Here is a 15,248-nt window from a genome sequence, read left to right on the forward strand (position 1 = left end):
GATGTCGGGGCCACAGTGAGTTTCGTAAGTCAGAAGGGCGGTTCGTCGCTCGCGGCGGATGTGGCGGCACCGGCACCCCACGGATCTTCGTTGGGGGCGCCGCTTCCCCAGGGATCGTTTCCGGCGTTCGGCGGGCGTGATGTGGACTGGGTTGTGGTGCTGCCGTTGTTGGTCTGGCCACTGTTACCACCCCGGCTCGCTTTGGCGACTTTGGCGGTGGCGTACTTGAGGCTGGGGCCGATCTCGTCGACTTCGAGTTCGATGACGGTACGCTTTTCGCCCTCACGAGTTTCGTACGAGCGTTGCTTTAAACGGCCGCTGACGATGACACGTGAACCACGGGTCAAGCTCTCGGTGGCGTTCTCGGCTGCCTCACGCCACAGATTGCAACGCATAAACAGTGCATCGCCGTCTTTCCACTCGTTGGAGTTGCGGTCGAACGTGCGGGGCGTCGAGGCAACGGTGAACGAGGCGACGGCTGCGCCGGCCGGAGTGAAGCGAAGTTCGGGAGCTGCGGTCAGATTGCCGATCACGGTGATTACGGTGTCGCCTGCCATGGGACTACCTTTCTGTAAACGCTGGGTGGGTTGGTGCTAATGGGTTCGTAGTCGACGCTGTCACAGACGATTTCGGTGCGCGGCACGGTGAGCGCGTCGCGCCGTGGTCACGCTGACTGTCGTGCGACGGGCTGAGATGCCCGGTAGGCGCCGGCGGCGGCTTCTACGAACCGCTGGGGTTCGGCCTCCCACGCTGAGAGTCGTTCGCTGAACAATTGCGCCGGGATCTGTGCGAGATCAGCGGTTCCGCAGGCAGCGGCGAGGAACGGCTTGACGCGGTCCTCGTGACCGGTCAGCTTGCACTGCTGCAGGAAAGCGTTCCAACGCTGCATGAGTGCGTCGTCTCCGGTGGCCGCATCGCCGATGACAGCATTCGTCGACGTCATCTGAGCGCCGGACGTCGAGGTAGCAGCGTTCCCCTGTTGCGCCTGCCGCCCGGCCTGCTCCCGGGCCTTACGGGAAGCATCGTTGATCGGCGTCGGCTGGTCATACTGCCCGTCAAGGTAGCTTTCGACCGAATGCAAGGCGCCTGCGAACACTGCAGTCGCCTGAGCGATCACTGTCTTGCGCCACATCTCGCGCTGTTCCGAGTGCTCTTCGCTAAGCATCTCGAGGGTGATCGGGACCAGACGAGAAGCGATCTGGTGGACCCACTTTCCGGCCTCACCGTGTGAACGATCCATCCGGTTGATCCGGCCGACAACGGCGGTCTGAACCTGATCGGCCATGGAGAGAAGTACTTCGGTCAGATCAGTAGCCGTCGATGCGAGGGCAGAGCTTTCCAGCAGGCGAGGTTCCCTACCGGCGCGCTCGGCTGCGTCCTGTTCCTCATATGCGGCTGTGGTCAGCAGGATCATGGCGCCAGACCAAGTGTTTCGCCAGCTTGCGGTCAGGTAGGAACCTGCGTTGGCGCGGCCGTCGGAGTTGTACGGCTCCCATGGCTTTGCTTCCACCGAGTGCGCTTCCCTCAGCGCAGGACGTCGAGCCGCTCCGGATGAGGCGGGCGTTCCATTGGTGGGAGCGGCGCCGTGCAGACGAGCAGCGACGGCTTCGGCGAGGGCATCGACGTCGACCGATGCCGGCGCGGCGGCTGGTGCGCTCTCGGCGGCGGTGATCGCACCAGTCGGATCACCTTCGGGTGTGTTCACGCGTACGAACCCCGAAGGCACCTGAGTGCCATCGTGATTGCTCCGGAACGTGGCCCACTTCGACGGGTCGCTGGTCACTTCGTCGGAGATCAAGTTGGTCGTGGGAGCGTCAGCAGGGCCGATCGCTGCGATCACGTTTGCGCAGTTTTCACGGGTCGCGGACGCCGAGCCGCCCTTTCCGTCTTTCGTCGCGCCACGCAGTTCGTTGATCGGCGTCAAGTACGAGATAATCTCACCAGAGCTGTTCTTGTAACGCCGCTTCGTTTCGATCGCCACGTACACCGCTTTTCCTGCGGTGAGTGCATGCCGAACTGCTTTCTCGAGGTCTCCACCTGCTTGGATCGACGCACCGAAATTCTCTCTGAGACCGACGGACTCACCGTCTGGGTTCTTCGCGGATCGGGCATTGAACTTGACGTAAAGAGTCGGCTGGCGCTGACTGGTCGCCCGAGCGTCGTCGATGCTGTCGATCTCGATGGAGACGAATTCGCGAATCAGAACCTGCGAGTGCACAGGCACCGTCGAATCCTGACCAGCAACCTGGACCTGAATGGGCTTCGACGCCGACTTGCTGTACGCGACATAAGAGGTGTTGTGCGTCTGTCGGGTGAACGTGCTCTGCATGGCTTTCTCCTGATTCGCTGCGCCGTAGGTGCCTTGGCGTGGTGATCTCCGATGACCAAATACTGACGCCACCGACTGACAAGTGCGGCACGAAGCAACATCCGAGCAGTTCAACCGCACATTCTGACTCCGATCCAACACCAGCCAGTTACGGTCACCGGCCCGCCACGTCGCCTCTGCGGCGACGTCGAACCCATCAATCCCGCCCGAACACCGGAACCGGCAGTCATAGGGTCCGCATCATGAGCATCAACGCCGACGCGCTGTTGTCCAGTGGATCGCACCGATACTGCCCGGCATGTCGGGCCGCACTCATCCCGATCAGCCGGACGCGGTGCAGCAGCTGCACACACGTCCCGGAGAACGCCCTCGCTGCGGTACCGGTCGCGGTGCAAACATCGTCGTCGTCGAAGACCCCCGAGGACTCTGTCGTGCGCGAAAGCCACCGTGGAGGCCTCGCGTGCCTGCCTGACCACACGATGTGGCTTGTCGCTGAGGGGAAGCCAATCACCCAAGGATCAATGAGAGCTGTCGCGGCCGGCGTGATCAAACACGACAAAGGCCCAGCATTGCGTGCCTGGCGTGACACCATCACCCGGGAAGCACTCCGGATCGGCGGAACCGAGTGGGTACCCATCGACGGTCCGGTTCGACTGCATGTCGCGCTGACTGTGCCGAAGCCCGATCGCATCGGGACCTCCGCGGTTATTCCCGTCTCGGAGCGGACCACGCCCCGATGCCCGCCTATGACGAAACCCGACGTCGACAAGCTGCTGCGCGCTGTCCAAGATGCGCTGTCGCCGGCTGAACACAAGTCCGGAAGCTCGGCGTCGCGTCGGTTCAAACTCCTAACCGACGACTCCCGGATCGTCGACTCGTTGGCCGCGAAAACGTATCCGACTCCGTGGCACACACATCCGTGGGCATTGCCGTGGCCAGGAGCCGTCATCAGGATCTCGTCGCTCGACGTCGACACCCCGATGTTTCCCAACTCGACGCTCCGGATGCCCGGAGCATTCCCCTCTGATGTCGGTGACCTGGTGGAGATGGTGGGTACGCGACTATCCGTGCCGCAAGCGCGCACCTGCGGGAGCAAGGTGAAGGTGTGATCGAAAACAACTCTGCCGCAGAACAAGTCCTACTTGGACGTCTCCTCGAAGGCGACGACGAGGCATTCGTGGCGTCGACCGTCTCTGCGCTGTCACCGCATGCATTCTCGACAGACAAACACAAAGCTGTCTTCGCAGCGATCAGCACGCTGGTCTCCACAGGCCACCCCGTGGACCTCACCTCAGTGGTGACGGAGTTGAGAAGGCGAGACCAGCTCGACGTCGCAGGTGGTCCCAGCGGCCTCTCCGCGATGACCCACGCCTCCCTGTCAGCGTCTGCACGGGCCCCGCAGCTTCATCTCGAGGCGATGGCAGGTCGAGAACAACTGCGCCGCTTGGAATCAGAGATGGAACTCGCCCTCGATCTGATTCGGGATGGTCAACTCTCATCTGTCGACGAAGCCCGCTCACGACTTGCGAAACTGTTCGATGCCCAATCATTTCAGTCGACGACGCTGCCCGACATCCGATCTCAAATCGAGGAGCTGAAACACTCACTCGACGTCCGACTGGTCAACGGGGTCGACGGCATCGACGGCGTACCGACCGGATGGAGAGACTTAGACGGAGGCAAAGACTCGATGGCTCTGGTCAAGGGCCTGAAAGACGGACGGCTGACCGTCCTCGCGGCGAGACCCGGAACAGGAAAAACGACCGCGATCATCGACTGGGTGAGAGCCGCCTGCGATTCCGGTGCCGGTGTCGTCCTCTTCTCCCTCGAACAGCCTGCCGAAGAGATCACCGAACTACTCGTCGTCGCAGAATGCGGAAACATGCACCGCAACAAACTGCAAAACCCGACCGAACTAACAGATCTCGGGTGGGACAAAGTTTCCGAAGCCATGGCACGGGTCGCCTCGTGGCACCTCGTCATCGACGACACGGCACGTACCCTGCCTCAGATGCGTCGGGTCGCGGCTGCAGCGCGCACCAAGTTTCAGGCCGAAGGCACAGACTTGCGCATCGTTTTCGAGGATTACATCCAGCTCACGGAGGCCGGCGATCAACAACAGGCATCTCTCAATCAGGCCCAACGGCTCTCCGAGATCGCGAACGGTTTTAAGGCGATGGCCAAGGACATGAGCATCGCCGTGGTCGTTGCAGCTCAGTTCAACCGTGGTCCCACTGAAGGCGACCGGCCTCCGAAACTGAGCGATATGAAGGGTTCTGGCGGCCTGGAGGAAGCCGCGGACCTCGTCATCGGTTTGCACCGGCCGTACGCGATCGATCCGCAGGGATCATCCGAGACCCCAGACGATTTGCATGTACTCATTTTGAAGCATCGTCAGGGGCGTGCTGGTGGCATTTTGTCGCGCTCCTTCCTTGGAGAGTTTGCCCGTACATCGGAGCCGAGAAGCCGCCAAATCGCCTCTTCCGGTGCATGAGTCAGCGACCTATTCCGTTTTCGTCAGATGGTGGGATCGCGACTGCGATCCCACCATCGCGAGCACTGGCCAGTCAATCCACGACGCCATGGGGGGTCGGCAAAGGTTCAGTTCAGGCGCGCACCGAGTACGTCATTTGCGAGTTTCGCAGATGGAAAGATCGGCGGCAGGGTATTCAGGCTTCGCGAAAGAGTTCCTGCGCACTTCGGCAAACGATGCGACTGTCGAAGTGCGCTCGTCGATCTGACCGTCGATGACGATTTGCTAGAGAACCCCGGCCTCTTGCATACCAACGAGCTTGCCTGCCTGCGCTCGCCACACCACGTCGAACTGTGCAATCGCTTCGTCGCTGGGTTGTCCGACAAAGGTGAAATCGACCTGCACGGTGATCCCGTCAGCGACTCCCCATCCGGTCATCGTCGTCATTGTTCGGTCGCCCTCAAGCGTGGCGGTATAGACCCTGGCGTCGTCGAGTCGGTAGAACTCGGGTGTAACGGGAAGCGATGCTAAACGCAGTTCCTGATCACCGGCGCCGTCCACCACCAAGTGGGTCTGCGCGCAGGAAGACAACCAATCATCGATTACATCGGGGTTGGTGTTGGGGGAGTTCGACAACTGCACATTCATGATCTGCGCTCCGCCAGGATTGACGAACTTGTTTCCCGACCAGCGCGATCCCGACAACACCATGGACTGAACAGCGGTCTGCAGTTTCCCACCGGGCACACACTGTCCGTTGTCTGGAGCGCTCATCCTCTCCGGCACCGGAGAGTTCTGCGGTCGAACGTCTACGGCCTGCTGAGACCAGCCGATGAACTCCCGGGCAGGGATGTCGTTGATCGAGACGATTGGCACAGCGTAAGCCTGCATGTCGACAGGGTCCTCGCGCTGAGCGACGACGGAGACGATGCCGATGATCAGAGCCGCTACCGCGACAACGACACCGCCGATTGTCAGCGGCCTCCGATGTTCGCTGACCCACCTCCCTGCAGTTGAGGCCAACTCGCTCATGCTGTTCCCTTCTCCCGCTTACTAGTTCAGGACGGTGTGCACTCGTCACCTTGCGGCGCCCGAGGAACTTCTCTTGCACCGTCAGTGAAGACGGCGAAGCCTTCGCAGACATCGTGGCAGGCGGGGTTCCGGTCATCGACGCGGAAAGTGAGCATGAGCACCGGAACCGGGGTCTGCATGATGACGATGCGCGTCATTACGGAGAAGGGACAGCGAGTGAATGTACAACAGAACCCGCAGATTCGGGACCGCTCCGGATCTGCAGGTCAAGGCCGTACCGCCGCCCTGGCGACCCGCGCTGAACTCATCGCTGCCGCCAACATTGTCGACGTGAGTGTGCCGGCGATGTCGCTGCCCCGCCTGATCCGTCTCTCGACCGCGCATTACAACGAACTCAACCCTGGTAAGCGTGCAGCAGATTTCGCCTCGGACGAGGCCTTCATGACCCGAATTTGCGTGAACTACCTCAGGCACGCATGCAGTGGCTACGACAGCCACCGAGATTTCATTCGCCAGATGGCTAGCCCGAAGGACCGCGCCGAGATCGGTGCCGTGATCAAGGGCCGCGTTCTCCGATCCATCGCCAACACCTACCCGATGCTGATCGAAGAAGCCCGTCGCCAAGCGCGTCGTGAAGACACACCACCACATCGGAAACCACTACACGGGAAGGGGAACAGTCGCAGATGAACCGAACCCACACCTGGAACGTCCTGGTGAACCCGGACCGCGTCGACCACCCCATCGACCGCCGATACGCACGGCTGTCCGGAGTACATGACAGGTTCGACACCTATCTATTTACTGCCGCTGTCATATGGGCTGCCATCAGCGCGGGCATACTCTCCCTGCTCGTGCCCGCCGTGGTGGCCGCCCCGATCATGGCGATCATCACCATCGCCGCAGTACACGCAGCACGCGTGAAGTACCGAGCGAAACTCGGCGAAGCCCGCGCCGCCGCCAGAGAACTCGACGACACAACCGGGCCGATCGAGATCACACGCAGCAGCATCCTCGACCCTGTCCTGCGATCGCACGCGGACCGGGCCGTCACCGCACAGAGTCGGATCATCGGCTCGGTGGCCTTCCAACACGGCAGTCTCGGAGATCAGGAACCGATTGCGAGGAACGTCGCCGTAACGACGTGGCGAGCAGTGTCGACGGCCGCCGCGCTAGACAAAACGCTGATCGCTAGAGCGAATCTGTCAGCGACACTGAACGATCGACAGATTCCAATGGAATCGGTGGAACTCGAATCGCGAAACGCCGAGCTGTCGATTACCGCCCGACAGACATCGATCGACACGGCAACCAGCGAATTAGTGATCCTCGCCGAGAAAGTCACCGAACTCGACAGTCGACTCCTCACTCCCGCAGCGCGCGAACACCTTCGAAGCCTCGTCGACACACCACCCACGACGGCTAGCGGAGGCGATGAACTCGCCGCTCGCATCTCCGCTGCACACCAAGTGCTCGACGCTGGCGGTTCCACCCCACAATCCCTACCGCTGCGCCAACAGTAAAAGGCCCGCTCAACACTGTTATCGCTGGTCGTCGCCGGGCTGACCGCACACGCCAGCCCTGCAAAAAAACCGCGAGCCTGTCCGGCTCAGTCGCCGCCGGCCAAAGGATCCCACCTGCGGATTGTCGACGCTATTCGATTGCGCCCGTGCCGCACTCACTACGAGATCTCAATAACTTCATGGCATCGGAGCTGCACACACCGCCCCCACCGGGGCCGATCCTTGGAGGACATCATGACCGCATCGACCACCCTTCCCCGCCCCGCTCACCGCCTGCCCGCTCAGGCCGTGCTCGGCACCGATGTCGCCGGATCCCGCGACACTGCAGAAGCGTTGCGCACCGCCGGACTGGACTGGGGCCTGACCGTGCACAACACCGACCACCTGACCCTGATGGGCGAGTCTGGCCTGATCAACACCTCCCTTCCGGGGCAGCGACTGATCATGCGTGACGACACGTACCAGGGGCTTGCCGTCGTCGGTTCCCGCTACACGCCGGTGACCAACGCCGACGCGTTCGCAATCGCCGACAACGCAAGGGATCTCGGCGCCACCTTCGCCCACGCAGGGTCACTCGACCACAGTCGTAAGACGTTTCTGACGATGGATCTCCCGGAGGCACGCGTTCGTATCGGAGGAAAGGACGTCGTGGACTTCGGGATCGTTATCCGGACTTCGCACGACGGGTCAGGTTCCATCTCCGGTGAGATCAGCGGAAAACGGCTGGTGTGCATGAACGGCATGACAGTCGGTATCGGCGAAGCGCAGCGCTGGTCCATCCCGCATACCGCCTCCGCGCACAGCCGCATGGCCGAAATCCTGCTGCAGGGCGCGTTTCGATACGCGAAGAGTTTCGCGGCGGTCGGCGAAATGCTGATCTCTCAGCCGATGACCAGTCGAGAGTTCGCGGACTACATCGATGCCCTCTACCCGAAGCCGGAAGAGTCGCAGAAAGCCGCACGCACCCGGTGGGAGAACCGTCGAGGCGAACTCATGCAGTTGTTCAACATCGCCAACACCCAATCCGAAGGCCGCGCGACGCGGTGGGGCGCACTGAACGCAGTAGTGGAGTGGGAAGACTGGGGGCGCGGCGTCCGCACCAGCACCGGTGAAAGCGTCGACCAGGCTCGAGCCGCCCGCCAGTTCACCAACACTGACTCGGCGGGAACGAAACAGGCCGCTTATCGCATGCTCACGCACGCATAGGCTCGAGAACACCAACCCACCCCGGGCATAGTCGCCGGGGTGGGTTTCTTGCGTTCACGACCCTTACTGCTGCGACCAGCGCAGGCACCAGAAGCGGCCGAACCCGAGAACGGACGAAACCCGGGCCATAAGGTGAGACGCACCGACGCCCGCCGCACCTCGAAAGTTGCCGATGCCAGCACTCGACACATCCGCCGACGACGACAACGCGCACGCGCTGGCAGCACTGGACCAGGAAATCGCCGAAACCCGGGAACGAATACAGAACCGATCCCGCGACATCGCCGACGCCAACACACGCAGTCAGCGACTAGCCGAAGCCCACACCGCCGCACTCGCAGAACAACGTGCCACCCCCGAAGGCCTGTCCACCTCCATGCGAACACTCGAGCTCGCGCTACTGCACCGCCGCCCTCCCGCCGAACTGCGGAAGCTCCAACGCCTCCACGTACAAGCAGAGATCGACGCAGCAGCCGAATACCGTGCGCGCGTCGCCCGCTGGGGCCACAGCCCCGGTGACGGCCCCCTGCAGGCCTGCCCTCTCGGAGGCTGCGAGTCGTTCGTCTCCTGGGCCCTGCACCTGAATATCCTCGGTACCTACCGTTACAGCATCGACCACCCATCGGATTCCGTGGCCGTTCGACTCACCCGCCCCGGCGACGGAAGCCGAAATCTACGAACGAAGATCAACGTCCGAACAGCTCTGATCGATGCAGAAGGGTTGACCTTGGCAGTCGTAATCGCGGCAGCATTTGCCAACCCGATCGAAGACGCGAAGCTGCGTCGCTGGCTCGACGAGCACTACAACCCGATCAAACGGAGCCTGTCCGCCTGACCCGATCTGCCGGCTGGGAGGAGCACCGTCACCGCGGTCCTAAGTTCGACCGCGGTGACGGCGGAGCTGCGGTGCCTGCGAGGTGGCTGATGGAATCGCGTCAATATACGGACATTTCGCGGAAGCAGTATCGTGGAGGCATGGCAACACTAGTGACAGCAGTCAGCACGGGCTACCCCGTGCTGACTGCTGCTCACTATCGGGCCTTCGATTCCGCGGAGCGGGCACTGCGTATACCTGCAGTCGCTGAGGTCCAGCGGAGGATGAGCCAACAGCTCTTGAATCCTTTCCGCGACGCGTACCGTTCTGTGTCTCAAGCTCGCGAAGATGCGATCCGTGCTGTGTCGCCGTTGCGCCAGGTTTTCGATCAGCTCATGGAAACCCGACGGCAAGTCGGATCGTGGTTGTCCAAGTACAACCCATTCCAGCCGCCGAAAGTCACCGGCCTTGACGAACACCTCTCTCAGTTCAGACGCCGGAACGTCCGAACCGAGACCGCAAGAATTGCCCGCTTGAGATCCTTATTGGTTCGCCGTGCGCAGCAGGGTGAAGCACCAGGCCGGACAGTCACTACCAAGCCGCAGGTCACTCGCGGCCCCAACAACACCCGTAAGTCGATTGTTTCCAATCCACTTACGGGCCTTCTGGACGTCTAAACGACGGAGACAAGGCCCGCCAATCACGCAATCTGCGTGGAAGGTAGTTCTCCGTGAAATTTCTCACTACACTGGCCGAAGCTATGCCCAATTCGCCTGCGGCCTTGATCATCTGGGCAGTTGCGTTTCTCTTGACGCGGTGGCGAGGCATCATCATGCTCACCGTGGTCCCCTGCACGCTGCTCCTTGCCCTACTCGGGTCCGCGGATCGCTCCGAGCGCGCCTTCCGGCTCTTGGACGTCCTGCTCAACCGCCTCGGGGGAGGTGGCGAGCAGTGAGCGGCCGTGTCGGGCGGCCGATGCTCTGCCCTCTGCCCGTACTCCGCAGAATTCTGGTGCTGCGAAACGAGGGGAAAACCATGCAATACATCTGCGACGAACTCAACGACGAGGGGATTCCCACGCCGGCAGGAAAAGTGGTGTGGGGGCGGAACAACATCTCTCGACTGCTCAAGACAGCTGTTGCAGAGGAGATCCGCCAGGAACCGCGAATGACTGAGGTCACAAGCATCTTTGGCGAAGAAGTGTTCCGGGAAAGCGGTGAGCGCCGAGCTGCCTAGCTCGAGGACGGTGACAGCGGCCCAGCCCGGTCAAGCGGCTGTCACCGTCTGGGCGGAGGCCGCCCTCCATCCCGCCCCCGTCCGGCGCAGATCGTGAGAGGCAGATTCCATCGCCGCGCACACCCCGCTGTCTCACGCATAGTCGCCTTCCATCCCAGCACCTCGATGACCGGAACCGTGCAAGTTACGTTTTCACCTATCGGAGGAGCGACACAATCCGCGTCCAGATCAGACCGCCCCAAGCGAGGCGGTCTGATCAGGGCGCCGAATTGGGGGTGAGGTCAGAGTGTGCATCGGAGCCAACCAACCGGGAGGTCCACGTCGGTGCTCGGCAGATGCAGCTGCCCGCTGCAGCCGCACCGGTAGAGCCGCCAACCACGCGGCCGCGTATGCCGATGCGCTGTCCGCCGAATCGGTCTATGACACCGAGCATCTGGAACTTTTAGAACTGCAGCGCAAAGCCGTGATGGGGGAGACCCTGACCGCCGCCGAACAAGCCCAGCTCCGTGCAGGCGCTCAGCCACCCGCATCGGCGATCCCCGATGGAAGCGAGTTCGGCCGCGACTACGCCGCGGAGTACCCGAAGCATCGCCAGGACATGATCGACGCAGGCTTCGCGCCGAGCACCCTCGCCGAGTACGCGAGCTCCGAAGACGCTGCCGAAGCAGCATACGAAGAATGGCGAGATGACCAGTTCGAAGAAGAAATGCAGGCGTCGTATCGCGAATGGACCGCGGACACCGCCTCCGGTTACTACCTGCGACGTCAACGATCCGACGAGCTGGACCAGGCACGCGAACACGCCGCCACTCTCGACGTGGACGAAGCCCGCGCAGTCCTCGACGAACGTGCCCAATCGGCAGAGCATCAACAGCTCCTCAAAGCACGCGACTACGCCCACGCCGCGGAACACGACGCCGAAAGGGGCTGGGAAGCGGCGAAAACCAGCACAAACATCGAAACGGTATCCGTGGCCCGCGACAGCCTTCACGACGCGCACTGTGACCGTCTCATCGCCGACGACGACCTGAACGCCTACGCCAACGAGAGCGCGCAATACGCGGCCAGAGTCAGCGAACTCTCCACCCCGCCCGCATATTCCGGGACCACCATCGGCGACAGCATCAATATCGGCACACACGTTCCCGGCAGTGAAGCTGAACTGCGCGCCCGGCAAGACGGAATCCCCGGCACCCACATCGGTGCCGCCGCCGGCGTCAAGGACCCCAACAGCCCCCACACCGCGACAAGTGCGAAGCTGTCCGCGATCAACGCTGTCACCGACGACGACATCAGCCGCGCTCACCTCGCCCACACACAGCACACCGGACGTGAAGGCCGGGCCGCAGCTTGGGAACACACCACCGCAGCGGACTTCGCGGCCGCCAACCCCGGACTGTCGGTCCAATCAACCCCCGGGATCTGGCGAAACAGTGAACGCCCCTGGCAGCAGGCAGAACTGACAGCCGTGACCAGCAGCGACGGAAACACCCCCGATGGTGCGTTGATCGTCAAACATGCCACGGCAAATGACGGCTACGGAGCGGATATCCCACCACACGTGCGCGCCGAAGCTGCGAACGCGCTCGACGCAACCGGGCTCAAACACGCCGACATCGCCGTCAACATCGACGGTCACACCTACCGGCAGTACCGAATCCACGCCGATGAACCCCTCACCGGCCTCACACAACCCGCCACCATGCCCGAGCTACGCGAAAAACTCGACAACCGTTGGAACAGTTGGCAGACCGAGAAGACAAACCCACCCCAACCCGCCCACAACGACGGCACCTTCACCTGGACGAAAGCGCCGCGCGCAGAATCTGGACACGCGAAGAACCGGGCCACCGCAGCCGAACTGGCCGCCTACCGTGGCATCAGCACCGCACAAGCCCACGAGATGATCAGCGCCGAAGTCGCATCCGGCAGATCCGCGGACGACGCCGTCCGCAGCCTCTACAAGTCGTACAACCCAGCCGCAGATACCCGCCGTCGTTTCGTCGTTGCCGACATCGAAACGAATTCTCTGTCAGCGGGACGTGGCGAGATCATCCAAACCGGCGCAGTCGTGATGAACGGGCAAGGCAAGGTCGTTGAACGAATCGACGAACTTCACGGAATCGATGCTCGCACAGCACGAACGATCGGAACGGGCGCCAAAGACGTTCACCGCATCAACTACCAGGACATCCACGGCAAGCCGCCATTTGCGCAGTCCCAGGCTAAAACAAGACTGCAGGAACTGTTGAGCGATCCAAACACCACGATGGTCGCGCACAACGCGAGTTTCGAACGCCAATACTTCGCCGCAAACGGGGTCTCCGCCGACCGCGTCATCGACACCATGACGCTCTCCAGGCGATTCGACCACAACAGCACCGGTGCTCGCCTCGCTGACTTCACTGCCGCACACGGCGTCGAGTACCGCGATGCTCACAACGCATTCAAAGACGCCCATATGACAGCTCGAGCCCTACTCGGGTTCTGGCGTGATCAACACAAATAGAAGCGGAGCCATTCGTGTCCGAACAATCGACGATCGAGTCGAACCTTCCCGACTCCCACCCTCGGCGTCCGGGGACTGTGAGTCGGGCCGTCTGCGGCTCGATCGCCAGCTTCGCTGTACCAGCAGCGATACTGACTGCCGCATTCTCCGAGTCGCCTCGGGAGCGAGTGTCTTTCGACGAGACCACCACCGACGCGTGGACCCGATCGCTCTACAACCTGTCTACATCCCTGACCTCGTTCGCGGAGGAGACTGGCGCCAGCACAGCAGCAGTCGACAGAGTCGGCGCAGGCATCACTCTCGGCGCATTCACATTTGCACTCATCCTCTCCGTCGCCACATACGGCCTACGGGCACGCGTATTCACGGACTTCGCCGAATCCTGGCGCAGATTCTCGCTGCGCCTCAGTCGGACGGTCGGCCCCGTGTTGCGGTGGTACGTGGCGCTGCTGATCTCGACGGCCGTCACTGCCGGAGGCGCCGGCCACTCTGTAGCGATCCTCACAGTGCAGGGAGCCGTGTCAGCGATCGTGTGGGTGCTCCTGTTAGTCCTGTGCGCATACCCATCCCAGACGGGATCACTTTTCATGCAGACGATTACGTCGATCATGCGCAAAGTCGTCTTGCGCGCTGAGTCCCGACACATCGCCACCTAATCGACCGTGTCCCGCCCCGCCCCCGTCGCCGGCAAACGCACTAAAAGGCCAGTAACCCACTACCAGCCAGTCCCATTCCGGGGCCGACCTCGAATTGCACACCGAGAACAGGAGAAAGCCCAATGTCCCATCCAACAGAAACAGGGCCCACCGCACCCGCAGAACTATCTGCTCGATCCACGAAGAGTCCGTGGCCACAAGCCACGAGGCTGGCTGCAACAACGGCGCTACTCACGTTTCTCTTCACCTTCATTCTCGCGGGATCGTGGTGGCAAACCCCGACCGCCGAAACGAGCTCGCAGGGCATCAACGCACTGGAGGACTTGGCTTCCGCCCTCACCAGGACCGCAGAAGTTGCAGGTAGCAGCGTCAATGCAGTTGCAGTCATTACCTTGCTGGTCGTCGTGTCACTCGTCGGTTTGATCGCCGTCGTGGCCCTCATAGCTACGGCGTCGAAACTCATCTCGCGCGCACGGAGTAAAACTTCCGCCACTGGAAGCGATCTCGAATACGTCATCAGCTGGGCGCGGACGGTGGGGTCCATGTCTCAGCCACTCTTGTCTTTGTATGTGGCAGTTCTGGTTTCGACGGCCCTCGTAGCGCACAACGCTGGGCTTCCGATCGCCCTGTCGACATCGACGTCGGCGAGCGACGTGATCCCAGCAGCGATTGTGCTGCTTGCTACGTCATTCCCCGTTCAGGTCACGTCACGATTCGCGAAGGTGTTCGGCCCACAGTTCCGCAAGTTCAACGACCGGTTCGACGCAATGGGTCTCCGCCGCAACATTTTGCGTAGCGGAACCAAGTAGCTCGCAGGTCGTCGACCCACCCCGATCGGTTCACCCCGAACTGTACAAAGGAGCACTAGAGGCGCCCAGTCCGACGGCGCCGCTCACAGTAATGACTCCGAAGGTAGCGAAGGCCAGGATGTGCGGTTTTCGAGGTCTACCGATGCAAGAGGGATCCACACAGGAAGACCACGTCAGCAGAACGAGTTCGCTTCTGCTGACGTGGCCTTCACCATTCCGCTACTACGCTGACCACGACGGTGGACCGAGCTCCGCAACAACCTCGGGAGCAGCGATCTCCAACAACTCGTACGCCAACTGTGCAGCCTCCTGCACTTCGTCGGGGTACGGCCCCCCTCTCTGCTCACACTCACGCGCGGCCGTCAACGCTGATCGCAACCGCGGCGCATCATCGTCGGATGCCAAGTCCTGCGCCTGAAAGAGGAAACTGGATGCTTTGGTCATATCCAAACGCTATCGGTCAGCCCTCCCTCTAGGCGGCATCCACGCCAGCGCCTGCGAACCACCAAGAGCCCGTGGAATGTTCCACACGCGCCTTGCTGTCCACCCACGACGGTCGAATCATCAGGGATCCCGCGAGCATCACGACCCACCGGCACCGACCGCCGCGATCGGAACCCCACCACCCGTTCAAGACACAGCCGAGCACCACTACACCGGA

Annotated in this window: 16 protein-coding genes; 12 read left to right on the forward strand and 4 right to left on the reverse strand. The window is 62.1% G+C overall.

Annotated elements, in window-relative coordinates; all coding sequences use genetic code 11:
- Positions 1–29: 29 nt before the first annotated feature.
- Both RA302_RS31210 and RA302_RS31215 read right to left on the reverse strand, forming a co-directional pair.
- Positions 30–557 (reverse strand): single-stranded DNA-binding protein, encoded by a 528-nt coding sequence (locus RA302_RS31210; protein WP_064112208.1) that lies wholly within the window; start codon positions 555–557, stop codon positions 30–32.
- A gap of 107 nt (positions 558–664) precedes the next feature.
- Complete coding sequence (locus RA302_RS31215) at positions 665–2,329, reverse strand: hypothetical protein (protein WP_075835722.1); 1,665 nt, start codon at positions 2,327–2,329, stop codon at positions 665–667.
- A 242-nt stretch (positions 2,330–2,571) separates the two neighbouring features.
- Between RA302_RS31215 and RA302_RS31220 the strand changes: the two genes are divergently transcribed.
- Both RA302_RS31220 and RA302_RS31225 read left to right on the forward strand, forming a co-directional pair.
- A complete protein-coding gene (locus RA302_RS31220; protein ID WP_064112210.1) occupies positions 2,572–3,438 on the forward strand; it encodes a RusA family crossover junction endodeoxyribonuclease in 867 nt (288 codons plus the stop codon).
- On the forward strand, positions 3,435–4,823 hold the full coding sequence (locus RA302_RS31225) for a DnaB-like helicase C-terminal domain-containing protein (RefSeq protein ID WP_064112211.1): 1,389 nt from the start codon (positions 3,435–3,437) through the stop codon (positions 4,821–4,823). The genes RA302_RS31220 and RA302_RS31225 overlap by 4 nt, the downstream gene beginning before the upstream one ends.
- 264 nt (positions 4,824–5,087) lie before the next feature.
- Here the strand turns inward: RA302_RS31225 and RA302_RS31230 are convergent, their stop codons facing one another.
- On the reverse strand, positions 5,088–5,834 hold the full coding sequence (locus RA302_RS31230) for a hypothetical protein (protein ID WP_064112212.1): 747 nt from the start codon (positions 5,832–5,834) through the stop codon (positions 5,088–5,090).
- Positions 5,835–5,987: 153 nt separating this feature from the next.
- On the opposite strand from RA302_RS31230, the gene RA302_RS31235 reads away from it, so the two are divergent.
- The 10 genes from RA302_RS31235 to RA302_RS31280 all read left to right on the forward strand — a co-directional run bounded on the left by RA302_RS31235 (position 5,988) and on the right by RA302_RS31280 (position 14,587).
- Positions 5,988–6,524 (forward strand): hypothetical protein, encoded by a 537-nt coding sequence (locus RA302_RS31235; protein WP_075835724.1) that lies wholly within the window; start codon positions 5,988–5,990, stop codon positions 6,522–6,524.
- Entirely contained in the window at positions 6,521–7,357 is an 837-nt protein-coding gene (locus RA302_RS31240) for a hypothetical protein (protein WP_075835726.1), read from the forward strand. The genes RA302_RS31235 and RA302_RS31240 overlap by 4 nt, the downstream gene beginning before the upstream one ends.
- A 234-nt stretch (positions 7,358–7,591) precedes the next feature.
- Positions 7,592–8,563, forward strand: coding sequence for a DUF932 domain-containing protein (locus tag RA302_RS31245; RefSeq protein WP_058228304.1), 972 nt, complete (start codon positions 7,592–7,594; stop codon positions 8,561–8,563).
- Between the two features lie 172 nt (positions 8,564–8,735).
- Complete coding sequence (locus RA302_RS31250) at positions 8,736–9,398, forward strand: hypothetical protein (RefSeq protein WP_064112215.1); 663 nt, start codon at positions 8,736–8,738, stop codon at positions 9,396–9,398.
- A 140-nt stretch (positions 9,399–9,538) separates the two neighbouring features.
- Entirely contained in the window at positions 9,539–10,054 is a 516-nt protein-coding gene (locus RA302_RS31255) for a hypothetical protein (RefSeq protein ID WP_157127663.1), read from the forward strand.
- Between the two features lie 53 nt (positions 10,055–10,107).
- On the forward strand, positions 10,108–10,332 hold the full coding sequence (locus RA302_RS31260; RefSeq protein WP_099698417.1) for a hypothetical protein: 225 nt from the start codon (positions 10,108–10,110) through the stop codon (positions 10,330–10,332).
- The gene (locus RA302_RS31265) at positions 10,329–10,613 is read left to right on the forward strand and encodes a recombinase family protein (RefSeq protein WP_064112217.1); all 285 of its coding nucleotides are present in this window, start codon (positions 10,329–10,331) and stop codon (positions 10,611–10,613) included. Before RA302_RS31260 ends, RA302_RS31265 begins: the two co-directional genes overlap by 4 nt.
- Positions 10,614–10,899: 286 nt before the next feature.
- Positions 10,900–13,122 (forward strand): 3'-5' exonuclease, encoded by a 2,223-nt coding sequence (locus RA302_RS31270; protein ID WP_064112218.1) that lies wholly within the window; start codon positions 10,900–10,902, stop codon positions 13,120–13,122.
- A 14-nt stretch (positions 13,123–13,136) separates the two neighbouring features.
- The gene (locus RA302_RS31275) at positions 13,137–13,778 is read left to right on the forward strand and encodes a hypothetical protein (protein ID WP_075835732.1); all 642 of its coding nucleotides are present in this window, start codon (positions 13,137–13,139) and stop codon (positions 13,776–13,778) included.
- Positions 13,779–13,900: 122 nt separating this feature from the next.
- Positions 13,901–14,587 carry a hypothetical protein gene (locus RA302_RS31280; protein WP_064112220.1) on the forward strand — a complete coding sequence of 229 codons (687 nt, stop codon included), beginning with the start codon at positions 13,901–13,903 and terminating at the stop codon, positions 14,585–14,587.
- Positions 14,588–14,809: 222 nt separating this feature from the next.
- Here the strand turns inward: RA302_RS31280 and RA302_RS31285 are convergent, their stop codons facing one another.
- Positions 14,810–15,031 carry a hypothetical protein gene (locus RA302_RS31285; RefSeq protein ID WP_075835736.1) on the reverse strand — a complete coding sequence of 74 codons (222 nt, stop codon included), beginning with the start codon at positions 15,029–15,031 and terminating at the stop codon, positions 14,810–14,812.
- Between the last annotated feature and the right edge of the window lie 217 nt (positions 15,032–15,248).

It is taken from the genome of Rhodococcus sp. DN22, assembly GCF_036669995.1.
Taxonomy (GTDB): Bacteria; Actinomycetota; Actinomycetes; order Mycobacteriales; family Mycobacteriaceae; genus Rhodococcus_F; species Rhodococcus_F erythropolis.

Bases quoted from the DNA above. Each gene is read 5' to 3' on its own strand.
- RA302_RS31245 (WP_058228304.1), top strand. From the start codon at position 7,592: ATGACCGCATCGACCACCCTTCCCCGCCCCGCTCACCGCCTGCCCGCT.
- RA302_RS31280 (WP_064112220.1), top strand. From the start codon at position 13,901: ATGTCCCATCCAACAGAAACAGGGCCCACCGCACCCGCAGAACTATCT.
- RA302_RS31285 (WP_075835736.1), bottom strand. From the start codon at position 15,031: ATGACCAAAGCATCCAGTTTCCTCTTTCAGGCGCAGGACTTGGCATCC.
- RA302_RS31250 (WP_064112215.1), top strand. From the start codon at position 8,736: ATGCCAGCACTCGACACATCCGCCGACGACGACAACGCGCACGCGCTG.
- RA302_RS31215 (WP_075835722.1), bottom strand. From the start codon at position 2,329: ATGCAGAGCACGTTCACCCGACAGACGCACAACACCTCTTATGTCGCG.
- RA302_RS31230 (WP_064112212.1), bottom strand. From the start codon at position 5,834: ATGAGCGAGTTGGCCTCAACTGCAGGGAGGTGGGTCAGCGAACATCGG.
- RA302_RS31255 (WP_157127663.1), top strand. From the start codon at position 9,539: ATGGCAACACTAGTGACAGCAGTCAGCACGGGCTACCCCGTGCTGACT.
- RA302_RS31220 (WP_064112210.1), top strand. From the start codon at position 2,572: ATGAGCATCAACGCCGACGCGCTGTTGTCCAGTGGATCGCACCGATAC.
- RA302_RS31240 (WP_075835726.1), top strand. From the start codon at position 6,521: ATGAACCGAACCCACACCTGGAACGTCCTGGTGAACCCGGACCGCGTC.
- RA302_RS31210 (WP_064112208.1), bottom strand. From the start codon at position 557: ATGGCAGGCGACACCGTAATCACCGTGATCGGCAATCTGACCGCAGCT.
- RA302_RS31235 (WP_075835724.1), top strand. From the start codon at position 5,988: ATGAGCACCGGAACCGGGGTCTGCATGATGACGATGCGCGTCATTACG.